The organism is Sphingomonas sp. Leaf38 (assembly GCF_001421825.1).
Lineage (GTDB): Bacteria > Pseudomonadota > Alphaproteobacteria > Sphingomonadales > Sphingomonadaceae > Sphingomonas.
In genome coordinates this window covers 1,481,451-1,495,696 of the sequence record NZ_LMLD01000011.1, presented here as the reverse complement: position 1 = coordinate 1,495,696, position 14,246 = coordinate 1,481,451, and the positions used below count along the sequence as shown (strand labels likewise).

The 14,246-nt window shown below is 67.0% G+C and carries 13 protein-coding genes and 1 pseudogene; 3 read left to right on the top strand and 11 right to left on the bottom strand.

Annotation, left to right across the window (positions count from 1 at the left end; translation table 11 throughout):
- The 10 genes and pseudogenes from ASE88_RS19605 to ASE88_RS14225 form a co-directional block, all read right to left on the bottom strand.
- Positions 1-552: pseudogene (locus ASE88_RS19605) on the bottom strand (glycosyl transferase family 1); the annotation flags it as partial.
- The gene (locus ASE88_RS19600) at positions 549-1,589 is read right to left on the bottom strand and encodes a FemAB family XrtA/PEP-CTERM system-associated protein (protein WP_056478742.1); all 1,041 of its coding nucleotides are present in this window, start codon (positions 1,587-1,589) and stop codon (positions 549-551) included. The gene ASE88_RS19600 and the pseudogene ASE88_RS19605, both read right to left, overlap by 4 nt.
- Positions 1,586-2,413 (bottom strand): XrtA system polysaccharide deacetylase, encoded by an 828-nt coding sequence (locus tag ASE88_RS14260; RefSeq protein WP_200910261.1) that lies wholly within the window; start codon positions 2,411-2,413, stop codon positions 1,586-1,588. Before ASE88_RS14260 ends, ASE88_RS19600 begins: the two co-directional genes overlap by 4 nt.
- Positions 2,414-2,432: 19 nt before the next feature.
- The gene (locus ASE88_RS14255; RefSeq protein ID WP_056478739.1) at positions 2,433-3,503 is read right to left on the bottom strand and encodes an ExeA family protein; all 1,071 of its coding nucleotides are present in this window, start codon (positions 3,501-3,503) and stop codon (positions 2,433-2,435) included.
- A gap of 13 nt (positions 3,504-3,516) precedes the next feature.
- Entirely contained in the window at positions 3,517-5,154 is a 1,638-nt protein-coding gene (locus ASE88_RS14250; protein WP_056478736.1) for a hypothetical protein, read from the bottom strand.
- The gene (locus tag ASE88_RS14245; RefSeq protein ID WP_056478733.1) at positions 5,151-6,167 is read right to left on the bottom strand and encodes an AAA family ATPase; all 1,017 of its coding nucleotides are present in this window, start codon (positions 6,165-6,167) and stop codon (positions 5,151-5,153) included. Before ASE88_RS14245 ends, ASE88_RS14250 begins: the two co-directional genes overlap by 4 nt.
- A gap of 6 nt (positions 6,168-6,173) precedes the next feature.
- Positions 6,174-7,697 (bottom strand): XrtA system polysaccharide chain length determinant, encoded by a 1,524-nt coding sequence (locus ASE88_RS14240; protein WP_055878104.1) that lies wholly within the window; start codon positions 7,695-7,697, stop codon positions 6,174-6,176.
- An 11-nt stretch (positions 7,698-7,708) separates the two neighbouring features.
- A complete protein-coding gene (locus ASE88_RS14235; RefSeq protein ID WP_055878105.1) occupies positions 7,709-8,353 on the bottom strand; it encodes an XrtA/PEP-CTERM system exopolysaccharide export protein in 645 nt (214 codons plus the stop codon).
- 158 nt (positions 8,354-8,511) lie between these two features.
- On the bottom strand, positions 8,512-9,738 hold the full coding sequence (locus ASE88_RS14230) for a pyridoxal-dependent decarboxylase, exosortase A system-associated (RefSeq protein ID WP_056478730.1): 1,227 nt from the start codon (positions 9,736-9,738) through the stop codon (positions 8,512-8,514).
- Positions 9,735-11,264, bottom strand: coding sequence for an acyl-CoA ligase (AMP-forming), exosortase A system-associated (locus tag ASE88_RS14225; protein ID WP_200910259.1), 1,530 nt, complete (start codon positions 11,262-11,264; stop codon positions 9,735-9,737). Before ASE88_RS14225 ends, ASE88_RS14230 begins: the two co-directional genes overlap by 4 nt.
- A 78-nt stretch (positions 11,265-11,342) precedes the next feature.
- Between ASE88_RS14225 and ASE88_RS14220 the strand changes: the two genes are divergently transcribed.
- Genes ASE88_RS14220 through ASE88_RS14210 form a run of 3 tightly spaced genes read left to right on the top strand, consistent with a single transcriptional unit; the run spans position 11,343 to position 13,110 of the window.
- Positions 11,343-11,621, top strand: a complete 279-nt coding sequence (locus ASE88_RS14220) for an acyl carrier protein (RefSeq protein WP_200910214.1) — start codon at positions 11,343-11,345, stop codon at positions 11,619-11,621.
- Between the two features lie 29 nt (positions 11,622-11,650).
- On the top strand, positions 11,651-12,307 hold the full coding sequence (locus ASE88_RS14215; protein ID WP_056478727.1) for a hypothetical protein: 657 nt from the start codon (positions 11,651-11,653) through the stop codon (positions 12,305-12,307).
- Positions 12,304-13,110 (top strand): hydrolase 1, exosortase A system-associated, encoded by an 807-nt coding sequence (locus tag ASE88_RS14210; RefSeq protein WP_056478723.1) that lies wholly within the window; start codon positions 12,304-12,306, stop codon positions 13,108-13,110. The genes ASE88_RS14215 and ASE88_RS14210 overlap by 4 nt, the downstream gene beginning before the upstream one ends.
- Positions 13,111-13,169: 59 nt before the next feature.
- Here ASE88_RS14210 and trxB read toward each other — a convergent pair whose 3' ends face one another.
- Positions 13,170-14,138 carry a thioredoxin-disulfide reductase gene (gene trxB, locus ASE88_RS14205; protein WP_056417866.1) on the bottom strand — a complete coding sequence of 323 codons (969 nt, stop codon included), beginning with the start codon at positions 14,136-14,138 and terminating at the stop codon, positions 13,170-13,172.
- Positions 14,139-14,246: the final 108 nt, after the last annotated feature.

Here is a 14,246-nt window from a genome sequence, read left to right as displayed (position 1 = left end):
GAACAGCGCGGCCTCCATCTCGCTGACGAACAGGCTCGCGGACGCGCGAGCCGCTACCTTGCGTTCGAACGCGCCGAGCAGCCGGGCTTCGCGGCGCATCATCCAGCGCATCGGGCCGTGCATATCCTCCGCGAAACCCGCGAACTTGGCGGAGTCGACGTCGACGAAATCCATGACGACCGGCGGCCCGCCGAACGGCAAATACTGCGCCATCTGGCCCGAGAAACAGTAGATTCCGGAGACTTCGGGCAGCACTTTGTCGACCGCTGCGCGCATTGCCGGACTGGCGAAGGCTGCCAGCGATACCGGTTTCCCGGTACCGAGCGCCTCGGCCGCGGCGCGCATCTGCGACTTCGTCCGCGGCACGACCGTGCAACTCGCGAGACGCTCGGTGAACACCGCCGGCGGATCGAGATCCGCCGCATCGTCGGCAAAGGCAATCAGATGCACGGGCGTACGTTGCGCCAGATACTGGAGAAGGTGGAAGCTACGAATCTTGTCGCCGCGATCGGGCGGAAAAGGCACCCGGTGCGCGAGAAAGAGCAGGCTCACCCCAAGCCTCGGGAGATCCAGGGTCCCGCCGCGGTTGCCGCCCAGAGCGGGAGCCGCTTCCACGTCCGGACCATCAGCGCATATTTGGGGTTGAGCGGGTTCACCTCGCGCGCCGGCCCGGCGCTGCGCTTGGCGTAGAGCCGTGGTTCGGGGACGAAGCCCCAGTTCTTCTTGAACGCCGCCGCACCCGTCCCCGTCTTCGATCGACCGAAGTCGAACCGCGTACATCCCTTTGCGCGCGCATGTGCCATCAGCGCGAAATACATCCGGTCATTGGCGCGCAGCCCGCGCGCGGCGCCGGTGCCGCCGCCCCAATAGGGATAGACGGTCCCGTTAAAATACAGGCTGAGGACGCTCGCGACGGCCCTACCCTCATGCCGGACGGTAAGAAGATCGGCATCCATCACGCTCGCAACGCTGCGAAACAGCTTGGACGGAAACACCGGCGTACCGAGGTTCCGGACCGACTCCGCATAGACCCGGTAATGTTCGGCGAGCAGCTTGCGGTCGTTGCCGGTGACGATCTCCAGGTCGAAGCCAAGCGCCCGCCGAACTTCGGCGCGCTGCTTGCGGGGGATCGCCAACAGCTCAGCATCATCGTCGACCGCCAGATCGCGGGCGAAACCCAGATAGCTGGTGTCGTCGCGAGCCCACCCATTGGGTGCCGGGCCGCCACGCAGTTCGACCGAGGGGCACCCGGTCCGCTGCGCAAGGTTCCACGCCGCCGCCGCGAGCGGTTCGATCGCCGTGCCCAAAATGCCGCCATCGACGCCGAATCCGGTCGATACCAGCGCACGCCCGAACAGCGGCGAGCGCATTTCGGTCAGCGGCAGCACGCCGACGATGGCACCACGGGCATCTTCGGACAGCAGATAGCGCGCGCGCTGGCCGCAGCCCTCCTGCACGGCACGGCTCCACGCAGGAAGATGAAACGGGGTGGCACCCTCCGTCGTTTCGACGAACGCGGCGATACGCGCGCATTCGGCCGGATCGCGAAGATCTACCTCGCGCACGCCGGCGGGCATGGGCGCAGTCACGCCAGCCGGGCCGCTTCGCGCGCCACGACGGCGTCGACACGGCCCCAGTCATGACGGGCGAGCAAGCCACGCAGCTTGCCCGCCATCGCGCCGAGGCGGGCGTAATGGCGGATCTTCGACCGCAGCGGCGCCTGGTCGACACGGGGTTGCGCCGCGTCGATCTCCCAAGGGTGGAAATAGAACATCGCCGGGCGATCGTCACGATTGACCTGACGCACAGCGAAATCGGTGATCGCCGCGGGAAGCAGACGGAAGAAGCCCCCGCCGGTGGCAAGCTTGCGCGCGCCAAACTTGGCGACCGTCACGGGAACTTCGATCAACGCGCTGTCGGCGAGCGGCCTGAAGCCGTAGCGCGGGGCGTCGAGCCAGCCGTAATGATCGTGCTTCACCGGCGCGACGCTCGACGAATAGGTGTATCCCGCCTCCGCCAATTCGATGTGCGCCCACGGCGTGCGCTGGTCGATCGAGAAGCTCGGCGCGCGGTAGCCAGTGACCTGCGTTCCGGCGGCATCCTCGATCGCGGTGCGCGCCCGTGCGAGGTCGGCTTGGAAAGCGTCCGGCGTCATCGTGAAGACGCGTTGATGATCCCAGCCGTGGCTGGCGATCTCATGGCCTGCGTCGACAACGCGGCGGATCAGCGCGGGATACCGGTGCGCGACCCAGCCAAGCGTGAAGAACGTTGCCTTCGTCTCACTTTCGGCGAACAGCGCGAGGACGGCATCGGTATTCGTCTCGACCCGCGGCATCAGCGAGTCCCAGTCGGCCTTGTCGATCACCGTCTCGAATGCACCGACCTGAAACCAATCCTCGACGTCCACGGACATGCCATTGAGAACGGCCATGTCAGGCAGCATCATGCCAAGCCGCCACGCCCCGGATCGGCGCGTAGTCGGGCTTGTCGGTATCGCTTTCGACCCAGTCGACCAGCAGCGTCAGGACGCGCCGCAAGGCCTTGTCCTGCAACTCGACCCGCGCCTCGAGCGCCGCAATGCGGTCTTCGATCACCGGATCGGTGGACGGCGCCGCCGCAACCGGCGCCGCGTGCACGACCGGCTCGGCCGGCGCCGCGGCCCCCTTCCCCGTATCCGTCGCAAGCGTCGGCAGATCGCCTTCGAGATCGCGCTGCACCGAGCGCACCACCGCCGCGTCGATGACCGTCAGATCCTCGATCGCGGCATGGAGCATCACGCGACCTGCCAGCAGATTGAGGCGGCGCGGCACGCCCGCCGATCCCGCGTAAAATGCGGCGAAGGCATCGTCGGCAAAGTCGGGATTGCCGTTCCAGCCGACGACCGACAGGCGATGCGCGAGATAGTCCGAAACCTCGCTCGCCTCCATCGGATCGAGATGATGGATCGCGATCACGCGCTGACGGAGCTGTTCGAGCCGCTCCGAACCGTGCAGCCGGTCGCGGAATTCGGGCTGGCCGAGCAGGACGATCTGCAACAGCGCATGCCCGCCCGCCTGGAAATTCGACAGCATCCGCAGTTCTTCGAGCGCGGAGACTGGCAAGGCCTGCGCCTCGTCGACGATCAGCAGCGTGCGCTTGCCGGTGCGCGCGACGGCGTGCAGCCCGCGCTCGATCGCGGTCAGCAGCTCGGCCTTGGTCAACCCCGCGGGATCGACCTTCAATTCGGTAGCGACGATCCGCAGCAGGTCGTCCGCCTCGATCGCGGTCGACACCAGCTTGATGGCGTTCAGCCGCTGATGATCGATCGTGTCCATCAGATGACCGACGAGCGTGGTCTTGCCCGCGCCGATATCGCCGGTGATGACGATAAAGCCCTCGCCCTGCGCCAGGCCATAGCCGAGATACGCCATCGCCTTGCGGTGGGTGGCGGTCTCGAACCAGAATTTGGGATCGGGGGTAAGCTGGAAGGGCCGACCCGTCAGTCCGTAATGTTCGTCGTACATCTGCTACTCGCCTTCAGAACTGGTACCGCGCACCGATCAGCGCCTGCGCCGACCAGACGCTGTCGAGGTCACCGACCTTGAAGCTGTAAAGCCCGGCCGACGCGGTCGTCCCGAGCCGTCCGAAATTGTGGTAATAGGTGCCGGAACCACCATAGGACCAAACGCTGGTGTCGCCGGTGATATCCTCGACGCCGCTGTCATAGTAGTTAACGAACAGATCGGCGTTGACGCCCGAAACCCTGGTCAGCGATCGCGTGTAGAAGAGCTGACCGAAATAGCTCTCGTCGTCGAGCCCGTCGACCGCGATCCCCGGCGCGTTTTGCGGCGCGAAGAGCTTGCGATTGACATAGCCTGCCCCCGCCCCCCAGGTCGAGCGACCACGGGTCGCGACGATCACGCCGTTGATCCCGCGCGCGCGGTAACTGGAGGTCGAGATCGACTGGAACACGTCGTTCAGACAGGCGCCGGGTTGCGCACCGCTGGTCCCGAACACGCAGCCGTTGAACTGCGGGTCGAGGCCCTGCTGCTGACCCGACACGAAGCTGGTGGGCAGGTTGGCGAGCCCCGTGCGAAGCTGACGACCGAAGGTCTGGATGCCGTCATAGACGACGACCGACATGCCGACCGATTGCGATGCCTGATAGGTTGCGGCCCCGGTCACGCTGAGCGAGCCATAGCGCTTGCCGACATGGCCCTCGACCGAGGTGCGACGGTTGGGACGCCAGATCACGCCGGCATCGTAATAGAGTCCGTCGGTGCGATAAGCGATGCGTCGTGGCGACGCCGCGTCGGTGACGAAGCGGCCGCGCCGGTCCACCACCGGCGCACCGGTCGCATCGACCAACGGATCCTTCTGGCTGGTCTCGATCGTCTCGTAGCCCACGCCCGCGGTCAGCGCGACATAGGGCGAGACCGGTTGCAGCACGTCGCCACGACCGAAATAGCCCTCATAGCGCTGCTTGAGCTGGCTCGCGGTCTCGCGGTCATATGCGCCGCTGAGCGTCATGCCGAACGGCGCGACGCTGCCGGGCGCGACCGATGCGCTGGCGGTGGCGGTGTGGCCGATCGAATCGTCATAATAATCGAGCCGCCGCCCGCCGACGCGTGGATCGGCGAAGGTCGGTGTCTCGACCTTGGTATAGCCGAGGCGGTAATTGGCGTTGAACGCCACCGGGCCGGCCGTCGTGGCGAGGCTGGGTCCGCCATAGACCGAATAAAGCTGTGCGACGTTGTCGACGTTGCCGATCAGCAGCCCCGGCGCGGCCCCGCGGATATCCGAGCGCGTCCGTGTGGCGATGCCGCCGGCCTCCAGCGTCAGCGCGTTGCTCACCTTGGCGTTGACGCGTGCGAGGCCCGAATGGATGTCGCTGTCGCCGATATCATCATCCCAGGCGAACCGCCGCTCGTAGCGATAGCTCAGCTGACCCGAGACGCGCGGCGTCGCGATCGCCGCGTCAACCCCTGCAGCGAGGCTGGTATAGGTCAGCACATCGCCACCGTCGAGGTCCGCGGACAGGATCTGGCTCGCCTCGACATAGGGCGAGATCGTGACGCGGCGCGTGGCCTGCGCGGCTGCAGGTACCGCGATCAGCGCAGCGAGTGTCACTGCACCGCCGGCCAATGCGAGGCTACGGATCGCGTGGCGTGTCATTGGGGGCTCCCCTGGCCATAATAGCTGCCGAACCGCGCACCACCCTGGATGAACGACACCGCGTTCAACACGAGCTGGATGTGCTCGCATCCGTCGAGAAGATTCACCGCGGCGCGCAGTTCGCTTTCGGGCGTGCGATCGGCACGCACCACCAGCATCACCTGCCCGACACGCATCGCCAGCACCGACGCCGCCGACGCCGCGAGCGCGGGCGGCGAATCGATGACGATGATGCGGCGCGGATTGGCGGCAAGCAGCCGCGCGATCACCGCCTTGGTCCGCGCGCTGGCGAGCAGTTCGGTATCCATCGCGGTCTTGGTGCCGGCAGGCAGGATCGATAGATGCGGCACGTCGGTATGGATCACGAGATCCTCGACGTCGATCCGCACGTCGCCGAGCGCGTCGAGCAGACCGGGACTGTCGGTAAGACCGAGCTGGCGGACGATATCGGGCTTGGCGACATCGGCGTCGACGAGCAGGACTTCGGTGTCGCGTTCGGCCGCGATCGACAGCGCCAGATTGACCGCGCAGAATGTCTTGCCGTCCTCCGGCCGCGCCGAGCAGATCAGGATCATCCGCGCCTTGTCGGCGCTGTCGCTCTCGGCGATCCGTGCGCTGGCGATCAGCAGCTGCCGCTTGATCAGGCGGAATTCCTCGGCGAGCGGCCCAACCGGCGCGCCGGGGACGATCATGCCGTTGGCGGCAAGCATCCCGCGATCGATCCGCGCGGTATCGCCGCTATCCTCCGGCAGAAAGAATTCGTCGGGCAATTCATCGCCGACCGGTGCGCGCAATTCTTCGGGGATCGCGAGAAACGTCGCGTCGGAATAGCTTGGTGCGAACGGCACGACCGGTTCGGCGGTCGGAGCAGGCGGCGACGCGTCGACCACAGGCGTCTCGATCGATGGGTCGGGCACCGCGGCATGACGCGCCCGCACGTGCGCGCCGAAGTCGTACACCTTGGCGGCCCGTTCGAGCAGCGAGGGTTCGCGATCAGGTTTCGTCACGGTCATACCCCCTTAAGCCGCCAGCCCGCGCTGAAGGATCTCGACCCCCAGCAACAGGACATAGGCGGCGCCCAGCGCGGCAGTGCCGCCCAGGAACACCTTGAACTGGCGACGCCGCTGGTTCGACTGGACGCGCGTCACGACTTCGCCGATCGACCCGATCACCGGCATCCCCGCCGCCTTTTCAAGCCGCGCGCTGGTCGAGAACGTCGTTCGCAACTGCCCCATTGCGAACGCCGCACCGATTCCGCCGGCGAGTCCCGCGATCAATACACCCGACAATAGCAGCATTCGGTTCGGCGCGCTCGGTGTGCTCGGCATCGTCGGCGGATCGACCACGCTGAACTTCACATGATCGCTCTGCGACTGCGCCTGACCGACCAAGGCGGTCTGTTCGCGCTGGCGCAGCAGCGCGTCATACTGGTCCTTGAGCACCTGATAATCGCGATCGATCGAGCCCTGCTCCGCGGCGACCTCGGGGTCGCCGGTCAGCTTCGAGTTGAGCAGGTCGAGATCACCCTGCAACTGGCTGCGCCGCATCCGCAGCGACGCCACCGTAGCCTGGCGATCCGCCGCCATCGACTGGAGCGAGGCGTAAAGCGGGTTCTGCGCAGTGCCGCCGGCGCTGCCGCCCGACAGGGGTTCGCTGCGTGCCGCCGCAGTCGCCGCCGCGAGCTGGCTCTTGAGCGCCACCACGTCCGGGTGATTTTCGGTATATCCGCGCGACCGGGCGTCGGCGAGCTGACCCTGGATCGCCTGGAGACGCGCGCGCGCAGGGCCTGCCGCACCGGCGACGCCGCCCGCACCCGGCACGGTCGCAGGCGTTCCCGCCATCTGACCCTGCACCGCGGACAGGCTGGACTGCGCCGCCGCCAGATCGCCGTCGACCTGCGCCATCTGCGAGCGTGCCGCACCGATCCGGTCGCTGACCGATCCGGTGCCGGGCAACGCGCCGAGATAGCGGTTCTGGAAGTCGGCACGCTTGGCCTCGGCGTCCGCAAGCTGCTTCTGCCGCGCCGCCAGTTGCTGGTCGAGAAAAGTCAGGCTCTGGGTCGTTTTCGAACGATCGCCGGCCAGATTCTGTTCGACGAACAGGTCGATCAGCTTCTGCGTCACCTGGCGTGCGATCTTCGGGCTGGCGGCACGCGTCGTGATCTGAAAGACATTGTCCTGCTGCGACACGATCGTGATGTTCGGCATCAGGCCCGCCACGCGATCGGCGACGTCACGCTCGCTGGCCACGGTGTTCGCCAGATCGGTGCCGCGCACGACCTTTTCCAGATTGACCGCGGTGATCAGCGTGGTGCGGATCGTGTCGACGCTCATCGGGATGCTCTGTGGCACGCCGTCCATGCCCGACGGCAGGATCGTCTGCATCTGCACGAACACGCGCGCGGTCGATTCGTAGCGGCTCGGAATTTGCGAGACGACCAGCCAGCCGAGGACGCATACGCCCCACGCAACGCCAAGCGCCAGCCAACGCCGCGTCCAGATCGCGTGGAGTGCGATGCGCACCTCGTCGTAGATCCCGTTCATCTGGGTGTGCCTCAGAACATCGATTCGGGGATGATGATCACGTCGCCCGGCTCAAGCCGGACGTTGGCCGACGAATCGCCCTTCTTGAGCAGATTGCCGATCTGCAGCGCGAACTCGCTCTGCTTTCCGGTGGCGCGGTCGTAGCGGACGAGGCGCGCCTTGTTGCCCGCGGCATATTGATTGAGCCCACCGACCGCGATCATAGCATCCAGCAACGTCATGTTGGCGCGATACGGGATCGACGCGGGCTTCTCGGTCGCGCCGACGATGCGGACCTGCTGGCTGTAGGTGCCGCTGAAGTTCTCGACGATCACCGAAACGATCGGATCCTTGATATACGCCCCCAGCGCCTTCTTCATGTCGTCAGCGAGGATCGCCGGGGTTTTGCCGACCGCGGGCATGTCGTTGATGAGAGGCGTGGTGATCCGGCCATCGGGTCGGACCTGGACCTTCGCCGACAGTTCGGGATTGCGCCAGACAAAGATGTTGAGCTGATCGAGCGGGCCGATCACATATTCCTCGCCCGGCAATTCCTGATTCGCGACATAGGCCGCGGGCGGCAATTCGGGGCGCCCACCCGTGCTGGCGCAGGCGCCAAGCGTGGTGGCGGTAAGGCCAAGGGTCAGAAGGGATTTCGAAATCGATCCGGAACGCATGGGCACTTTCTCCTGGCGCCACACCGCCCGTCGGTTGCCCGGCGGTCGGCTAAACTCAGCCTCGGCTATGCAAGGAACAGGTGAAGATAGCGTTAGGAGCGCCCCGTAACCATGCTCCCGACCGGTGATCGCCCCGAATTGGGACATCGCCCGGCAGGCTACCCCCGAGTAACGATCTCGATCGCCGGTGGATGCCCAAGAAACGCACTCGGGCTGGCGCTGGCGCCATATGCGCCAGCCATGAAGATCGCGATCAGGTCGCCGACTGCGACGGGGGGAAGCGCCACCTTGTCACCGAGCCGGTCGAGCGGCGTGCATAACGGGCCGACGACCGAGACGGTGTCCGTGGCGGCCTGCCCGATCCGCGCGGCGACCGCGATCGGATAGTTGCGGCGGACGACGGTGCCGAAATTGCCGCTGGCGGCGAGCTGGTGATTGAGCCCGCCGTCGACGACGACGAAGGTTTCGCCTTGGCTCTGCTTGATGTCGACGACGCGGGTTAGGTAGACGCCCGCTTCGGCGACGAGCCAGCGACCGAGTTCGATCGCGAACCGCGTGTCGCGCAGGATCGCCGGGCGCGACGCAAGCGCTTGGGCCAGCGCGTCGCCGACTCGTTCGACGTCGAGCGCTACGTCACCTGCGAAATAGGGCACGCCGAAGCCGCCGCCGAGATTGACCAGCGGCGGTGCCGCGCCGACCTCGTTCGCCAACCGCGCGGCGAGCGCGATCGTCGCGGCCTGCGTTTCGACAATCGCGCCGGGATCGAGCGCCTGGCTGCCCGCGTAGATGTGAAAGCCCCGCCAGTCCGCCCCGGCAGCGACGATCGCGGTCACCAGCGCAGCCGCGCGCACCGCATCGACGCCGAACGGCGATGCGCGACCGCCCATCCGCATTCCCGATCCGCGCAGTTCGATATCGGGGTTCACGCGCACCGCCATGCGCGGCGTCAGTCCGAGCCGATCGCCGATCGCGAACGCCCGTGCGGCCTCGCCTTCAGATTCGACGTTGAGCGTGGCGCCGGCGGTGATGGCGGCGGCGAGTTCGTCGTCGCGCTTGCCGGGACCAGCAAAGCTGATCGATGCGGGCGGCTTGACGATCAGCGCCTTGGCGAGTTCGCCCGCTGAGGCGACGTCGAGCCCGTCGACGAGCGGCGCGATCGCGGTCAGCAGGTCGGCGTGCGGATTGGCCTTTATCGCATAATGAAGATCGATCGCCGGCATCGCCGCGCGGAACCGGGCGATTCGGGCGGCGACAATCGCCATGTCGTAGACGAACAGCGGCGTGTCGCCGGCCTGCGAGGCCCAGTCGTCCGCCGTCTCGCCGCCGATCCTGAAAGCACCACTTTGCAGCAGGAATTCGGGAGGGAGAGCGCCCATAGGTTTCATCGCCCTTGCTCCTCATTGCCCCGCGAAGATTGCCGCACCTGGGTCGCGATGGCAGACCTGTCCAGCTTCCCATTGGCATTGCGGGGCAATTCCTCCCGCCAAAGATAGTGGCCCGGCTGCATGAAGCTCGGCAGCGCGGTCCGCAGCCGCGCTCGCAACGCCGTCTCGCCGCTCGCATCCCCCGCCAGCACCACGACGATCGCCTGCCCCAGGCGCGCATCGGCGACGCCGACTGCCACCGCCTCGCGCGCCTCGTTTCCCGCCAGCACGGCCTCTTCGACCTCGAGCGGACTGATCCGGTTCCCCGCGCTCTTGATCATCTCGTCATCCCGCCCGACGAAGCGCAACAGCCCGTCCTCTCCCTCGACGACGGTATCGCCCGACCACACCGCCATGCCGCCTCCGTCCGGCGCCGGCCGAAACCGCTGCGCCGTCCGCTCGGCGTCGCGCCAATAGCCTTGCGCGACCAGCGGCCCCGCATGCACCAGCTCGCCCGCCTCGCCCGGCGCGGCGCGCGTCCCGTCGGGTTTGACCACCGCGATGTCTGCAAACGGGATCGCCCGCCCCATCGCATCGGGCTTCGCATCGATCAGCGCGGGGTCGAGATAGGTCGACCGGAACGCCTCGGTCAGCCCGTACATCGCGTACACGTCCGCCGCGGGAAAGCGGTCGCGCAGCCCGCGCACCAGCCGCGTCGTCAGCGCGCCGCCGGAGTTGGTCAATCGCTTCAGCCGCGCCGCAGTCTCCGCGGGCCACTCGGCTTCGAGTAGCTGCACCCAGAGCGGCGGTACACCGGCCAGCGTCGTCGCCGCGACGCGCTCGACCGCCTTCACGACGTCGCGGGCCACCAGATAATCGAGCGGCGCCACCGACCCGCCCGCGAGCCAGGTCGAGAATAGCTGGTTCTGGCCGTAATCGAATGACAGCGGCAGCACGGCGAGCACCCGGTCTGCGGGGGCAAGCTTGAGGTAATGCGCGACCGAAACCGCGCCGAGCCACAGGTTCGCATGACTGAGCATCACCCCTTTCGGCCGTCCGGTGGACCCGGATGTGTAGAGGATCGCGGCAAGGCTCGCGGGATCGGCATCGGACGGCCCGATACTGCTTGGCCCGGGAACCAAGGGGCAATCCGCCTCGTCGACGATCGTGCAGCCGTCCGGAACGTCGCCCGCGTCCAGTGTCCCAGCGCGCGCGGCCTGCGTCACCAGCAACCGCGCACCGCTATCGTCGAGAATATGCGCGACCTGCGCGCGTCGGAGCAGCGAATTGATCGGCACATGCACCAGCCCGGCGCGCGCCACCGCGAGCGGCATCAGGCAGGCCGTGCGGGTCTTGGGCAACCACGTCGCGACCCGGTCGCCTGCTGCCAGCCCCCTGCCCGCCAGCCAGCCCGCCAGCGTGGCGACCCCGGCCTCGAGCCCGGCGAAGGTCATCGTCCCCGCCTTGTCGACCAGCGCCACCGCCTCGGCAGCACCGCGCAGCGCGACATGGTCGATAGGGTATGGCGTAGGGTCGAGCGCGATCATCTGCCCCTCATAGCGCCAAGCCGTTGCCGAATTCACCCCCACACGCTAGCGCACCCCCGGTTCGTAACGGTTCAGGCGATGCTCGTGATCTTCGAAGGCACTTCCCAGGTTGAAACGACGGTTCGCGCCGTCCTTGCCGACATCCTCGGTCTCAGCGCCGAGCGAGTCGCCGCGTTCACGCCCGACACGCCGCTGTTCGGCGCGCTGCCCGAACTCGATTCGATGGCGGTGGCCAGCGTGCTGACCGAACTCGAGGATCGGCTCGGCATCCTGATCGAGGACGACGAGATCGACGGCGAGATGCTCGAGACGTTCGGCGCGCTGGTGACGTTTGCTGCGAGCAAGGCGCTGGTCTAGCCGGCGTCGGGGGTCTAGCCTCTGCCGGGATGACGGGTATCCGCTTCGATCACTATGACTGGGCGGGTGGGCGCGAGGCGATGCTGCGGTTCGGCCCCGACACCGGCCCGATCGTCCTTGCCGCGCTGCCGCTGTTCGAGGAAGCGAACCGGACGCGACAGTTCGCCTGCACGATTCTGCGCGCGCTCGCCGGGCGCGGGATAGGCAGCGTCCTCCCCGATCTTCCCGGCACCGGCGAAAGTCTGGTTGCCACGGCCGACGCGACGCTCGCCGACCAACGCGCAGCGTATTTTGCGCTGGCACATCAGCTTGGCGTTGATACCTATGCGGCTTCGATAAGAAGCGGCGCGCTGCTTGAGGGCGACGCGACGCTGGCCGGGCGCTGGCACCTGTCGCCACAGACGGGCGAAGACCTTGTCCGCGACCTCGAACGCATGCGAGCCGCGGCTGGCAAACCCGAAGGCGACTATGCTGGCAATAGACTGTCCCCCGAGCTTCTCGGCGCGTTGCGAGAAGCCATGCCGCGGGGCGAGGGGCGATGCCGGATCATACGCCTCGACACGGACCCGCGGGCGGCGGATGCGACCTATCCCGGCGCGCCGCTCTGGCGCCGGTCGGAACCGGACAACAATATCGAACTCGCCGAAAAGCTTGCTGCCGACATTGCGCATTGGATCGCAGCATGAGGCGGTTCGTCGCGGTCGCGTGCGAGGGCGAGACGCTCGCCGCCACGCTGGACGAGGCGGACGGGACGACGGGGCTGCTCATCGTATCCGGCGGCAACGAGATCCGTAGCGGTGCACATCGCGGGATGGCGGATCTCGCCCAGCGGCTTGCCGCCACCGGCACGCCGGTCTTTCGCTACGACCGTCGCGGTGTCGGCGATTCGACGGGCGACAATCGCGGATTCCTCAGCGCCCGACCCGACCTGGTCGCGGCCGCCGCCGCGTTCCGGAATGCCGTACCGCATGTCACGCGCATCGTCGGTTTCGGCAATTGCGATGCCGCCAGCACGCTTGCGCTGTTCGGGCGATCGGCGGAGATCGATCGGATCATTCTCGCCAATCCCTGGGTGATCGAGCCGGTCGACGACCTGCCCCCCGCCGCGGCGATCCGTGCGCGCTATGGCGAACGATTGCGCGATCCTGCGACGTGGCGGCGGGCCATCTCAGGGCAGATCAGCCTGACAAAGCTTTTCAAGGGTTTGAGACGGGTAGTTGCAGCGAAGTCTGAGATACTCGCGCCACTCGCTACCCAAGTACTCGTCGCGTTGGACGACTGGCGAGACGATGTCGCGATCGTCCTTGCAAGCGGGGACGCGACCGCGGTCGCGTTTGCTGCAGCGTATCGCGGCGGGGCGAGCGTGACACGGCTGGACACGGCGTCCCACAGCTTTGCGGGCACAGAGAACGCGGCGGCACTCCACGCCGTCCTCGCTGCCGCCATTGCTTTGCGTCATCCTGACGAAGGTCAGGATTCAGAGCCATAAGCGCTATCGCCTGGAACCCTGGGTCCTGACTTTCGTCAGGATGACGGTGGAGGTCAGTGTTATTCAGCGGCTTCGGCCATTTCGGCAAATTCGGCGGCCGCGAGGAAGCGCTCGGCGTCCAGCGCGGCCATGCACCCCGTCCCCGCCGCGGTCACCGCTTGGCGGTACACCTTGTCCGCGACGTCGCCGCACGCGAACACGCCCTCGACGTTCGTACGCGTCGAGCCGGTCTCGACCGCGATATAGCCGTCCGAATCGAGTTCGAGGTGGCCGCGGAACAGCTCGGTCGCCGGGTGGTGGCCGATCGCGACGAACCCGCCATCGACCGCGAGGCGCGAGCGTTCGCCCGTCACCGTGTCCTCGAGTTCGAGCGCGACCAGCCCGGCATTGCCGCCGCCGTCGACGAATTCGCGGACTTCCTTGTTCCACAGCACCGTCACGCCCTTGTGCGCGAACAGCCGCTCCTGGAGGATCTTCTCCGAGCGCAGCGAATCGCGGCGATGGATCAACGTCACATCGGGCGAGTGGTTGGTGAGGTAGAGCGCCTCCTCGACCGCGGTGTTGCCGCCGCCGATGACCGCCACCTTCTTGCCGCGGTAGAAGAACCCGTCGCAGGTCGCGCAGGCGCTGACGCCCTTGCCCTTCATCGGCTCCTCGCTGTCGATGCCGAGCCATTTGGCCTGCGCACCCGTCGCGATCACCAGCGTGTCGCCCTCATACACGTCGCCGCTATCGCCGATCAGGCGGAACGGGCGGCTGGTGAGATCGACCTTCACGATCGTGTCCCACATCATCCGCGTGCCGACATGCTCGGCCTGCGCCTGCATCTGCTCCATGAGCCACGGGCCCTGGATCACGTCCTTGAAGCCGGGGTAGTTCTCGACATCGGTCGTCGTGGTCAGCTGGCCGCCGGGCTGGATGCCCTGCACGACGATCGGCGCCATCCCGGCCCGCGCGCCATAGATCGCGGCGGAGAGGCCGGCCGGGCCCGAGCCGAGGATAAGCATGCGGGTCGTGTGCGTCGTCATCGTGATTCCTTGGAGATTCCAACCCCATCTAGGCGATCGGCAGCCGGATTTGAACCGTCGGTAAATCTGTTGGCCTTGCATCGAAAGCTTTGCCGCTTCGTTCGAGTA

What these genes read in the sequence shown, in the direction of transcription:
- ASE88_RS14260 (WP_200910261.1), bottom strand. Translation starts at nt 2,413, where the DNA reads ATGTCCGTGGACGTCGAGGATTGGTTTCAGGTCGGTGCATTCGAGACG.
- ASE88_RS14255 (WP_056478739.1), bottom strand. Translation starts at nt 3,503, where the DNA reads ATGTACGACGAACATTACGGACTGACGGGTCGGCCCTTCCAGCTTACC.
- ASE88_RS14250 (WP_056478736.1), bottom strand. Translation starts at nt 5,154, where the DNA reads ATGACACGCCACGCGATCCGTAGCCTCGCATTGGCCGGCGGTGCAGTG.
- ASE88_RS14245 (WP_056478733.1), bottom strand. Translation starts at nt 6,167, where the DNA reads ATGACCGTGACGAAACCTGATCGCGAACCCTCGCTGCTCGAACGGGCC.
- ASE88_RS14240 (WP_055878104.1), bottom strand. Translation starts at nt 7,697, where the DNA reads ATGAACGGGATCTACGACGAGGTGCGCATCGCACTCCACGCGATCTGG.
- ASE88_RS14235 (WP_055878105.1), bottom strand. Translation starts at nt 8,353, where the DNA reads ATGCGTTCCGGATCGATTTCGAAATCCCTTCTGACCCTTGGCCTTACC.
- ASE88_RS14230 (WP_056478730.1), bottom strand. Translation starts at nt 9,738, where the DNA reads ATGAAACCTATGGGCGCTCTCCCTCCCGAATTCCTGCTGCAAAGTGGT.
- ASE88_RS14225 (WP_200910259.1), bottom strand. Translation starts at nt 11,264, where the DNA reads ATGATCGCGCTCGACCCTACGCCATACCCTATCGACCATGTCGCGCTG.
- ASE88_RS14220 (WP_200910214.1), top strand. Translation starts at nt 11,343, where the DNA reads ATGCTCGTGATCTTCGAAGGCACTTCCCAGGTTGAAACGACGGTTCGC.
- ASE88_RS14215 (WP_056478727.1), top strand. Translation starts at nt 11,651, where the DNA reads ATGACGGGTATCCGCTTCGATCACTATGACTGGGCGGGTGGGCGCGAG.
- ASE88_RS14210 (WP_056478723.1), top strand. Translation starts at nt 12,304, where the DNA reads ATGAGGCGGTTCGTCGCGGTCGCGTGCGAGGGCGAGACGCTCGCCGCC.
- trxB (WP_056417866.1), bottom strand. Translation starts at nt 14,138, where the DNA reads ATGACGACGCACACGACCCGCATGCTTATCCTCGGCTCGGGCCCGGCC.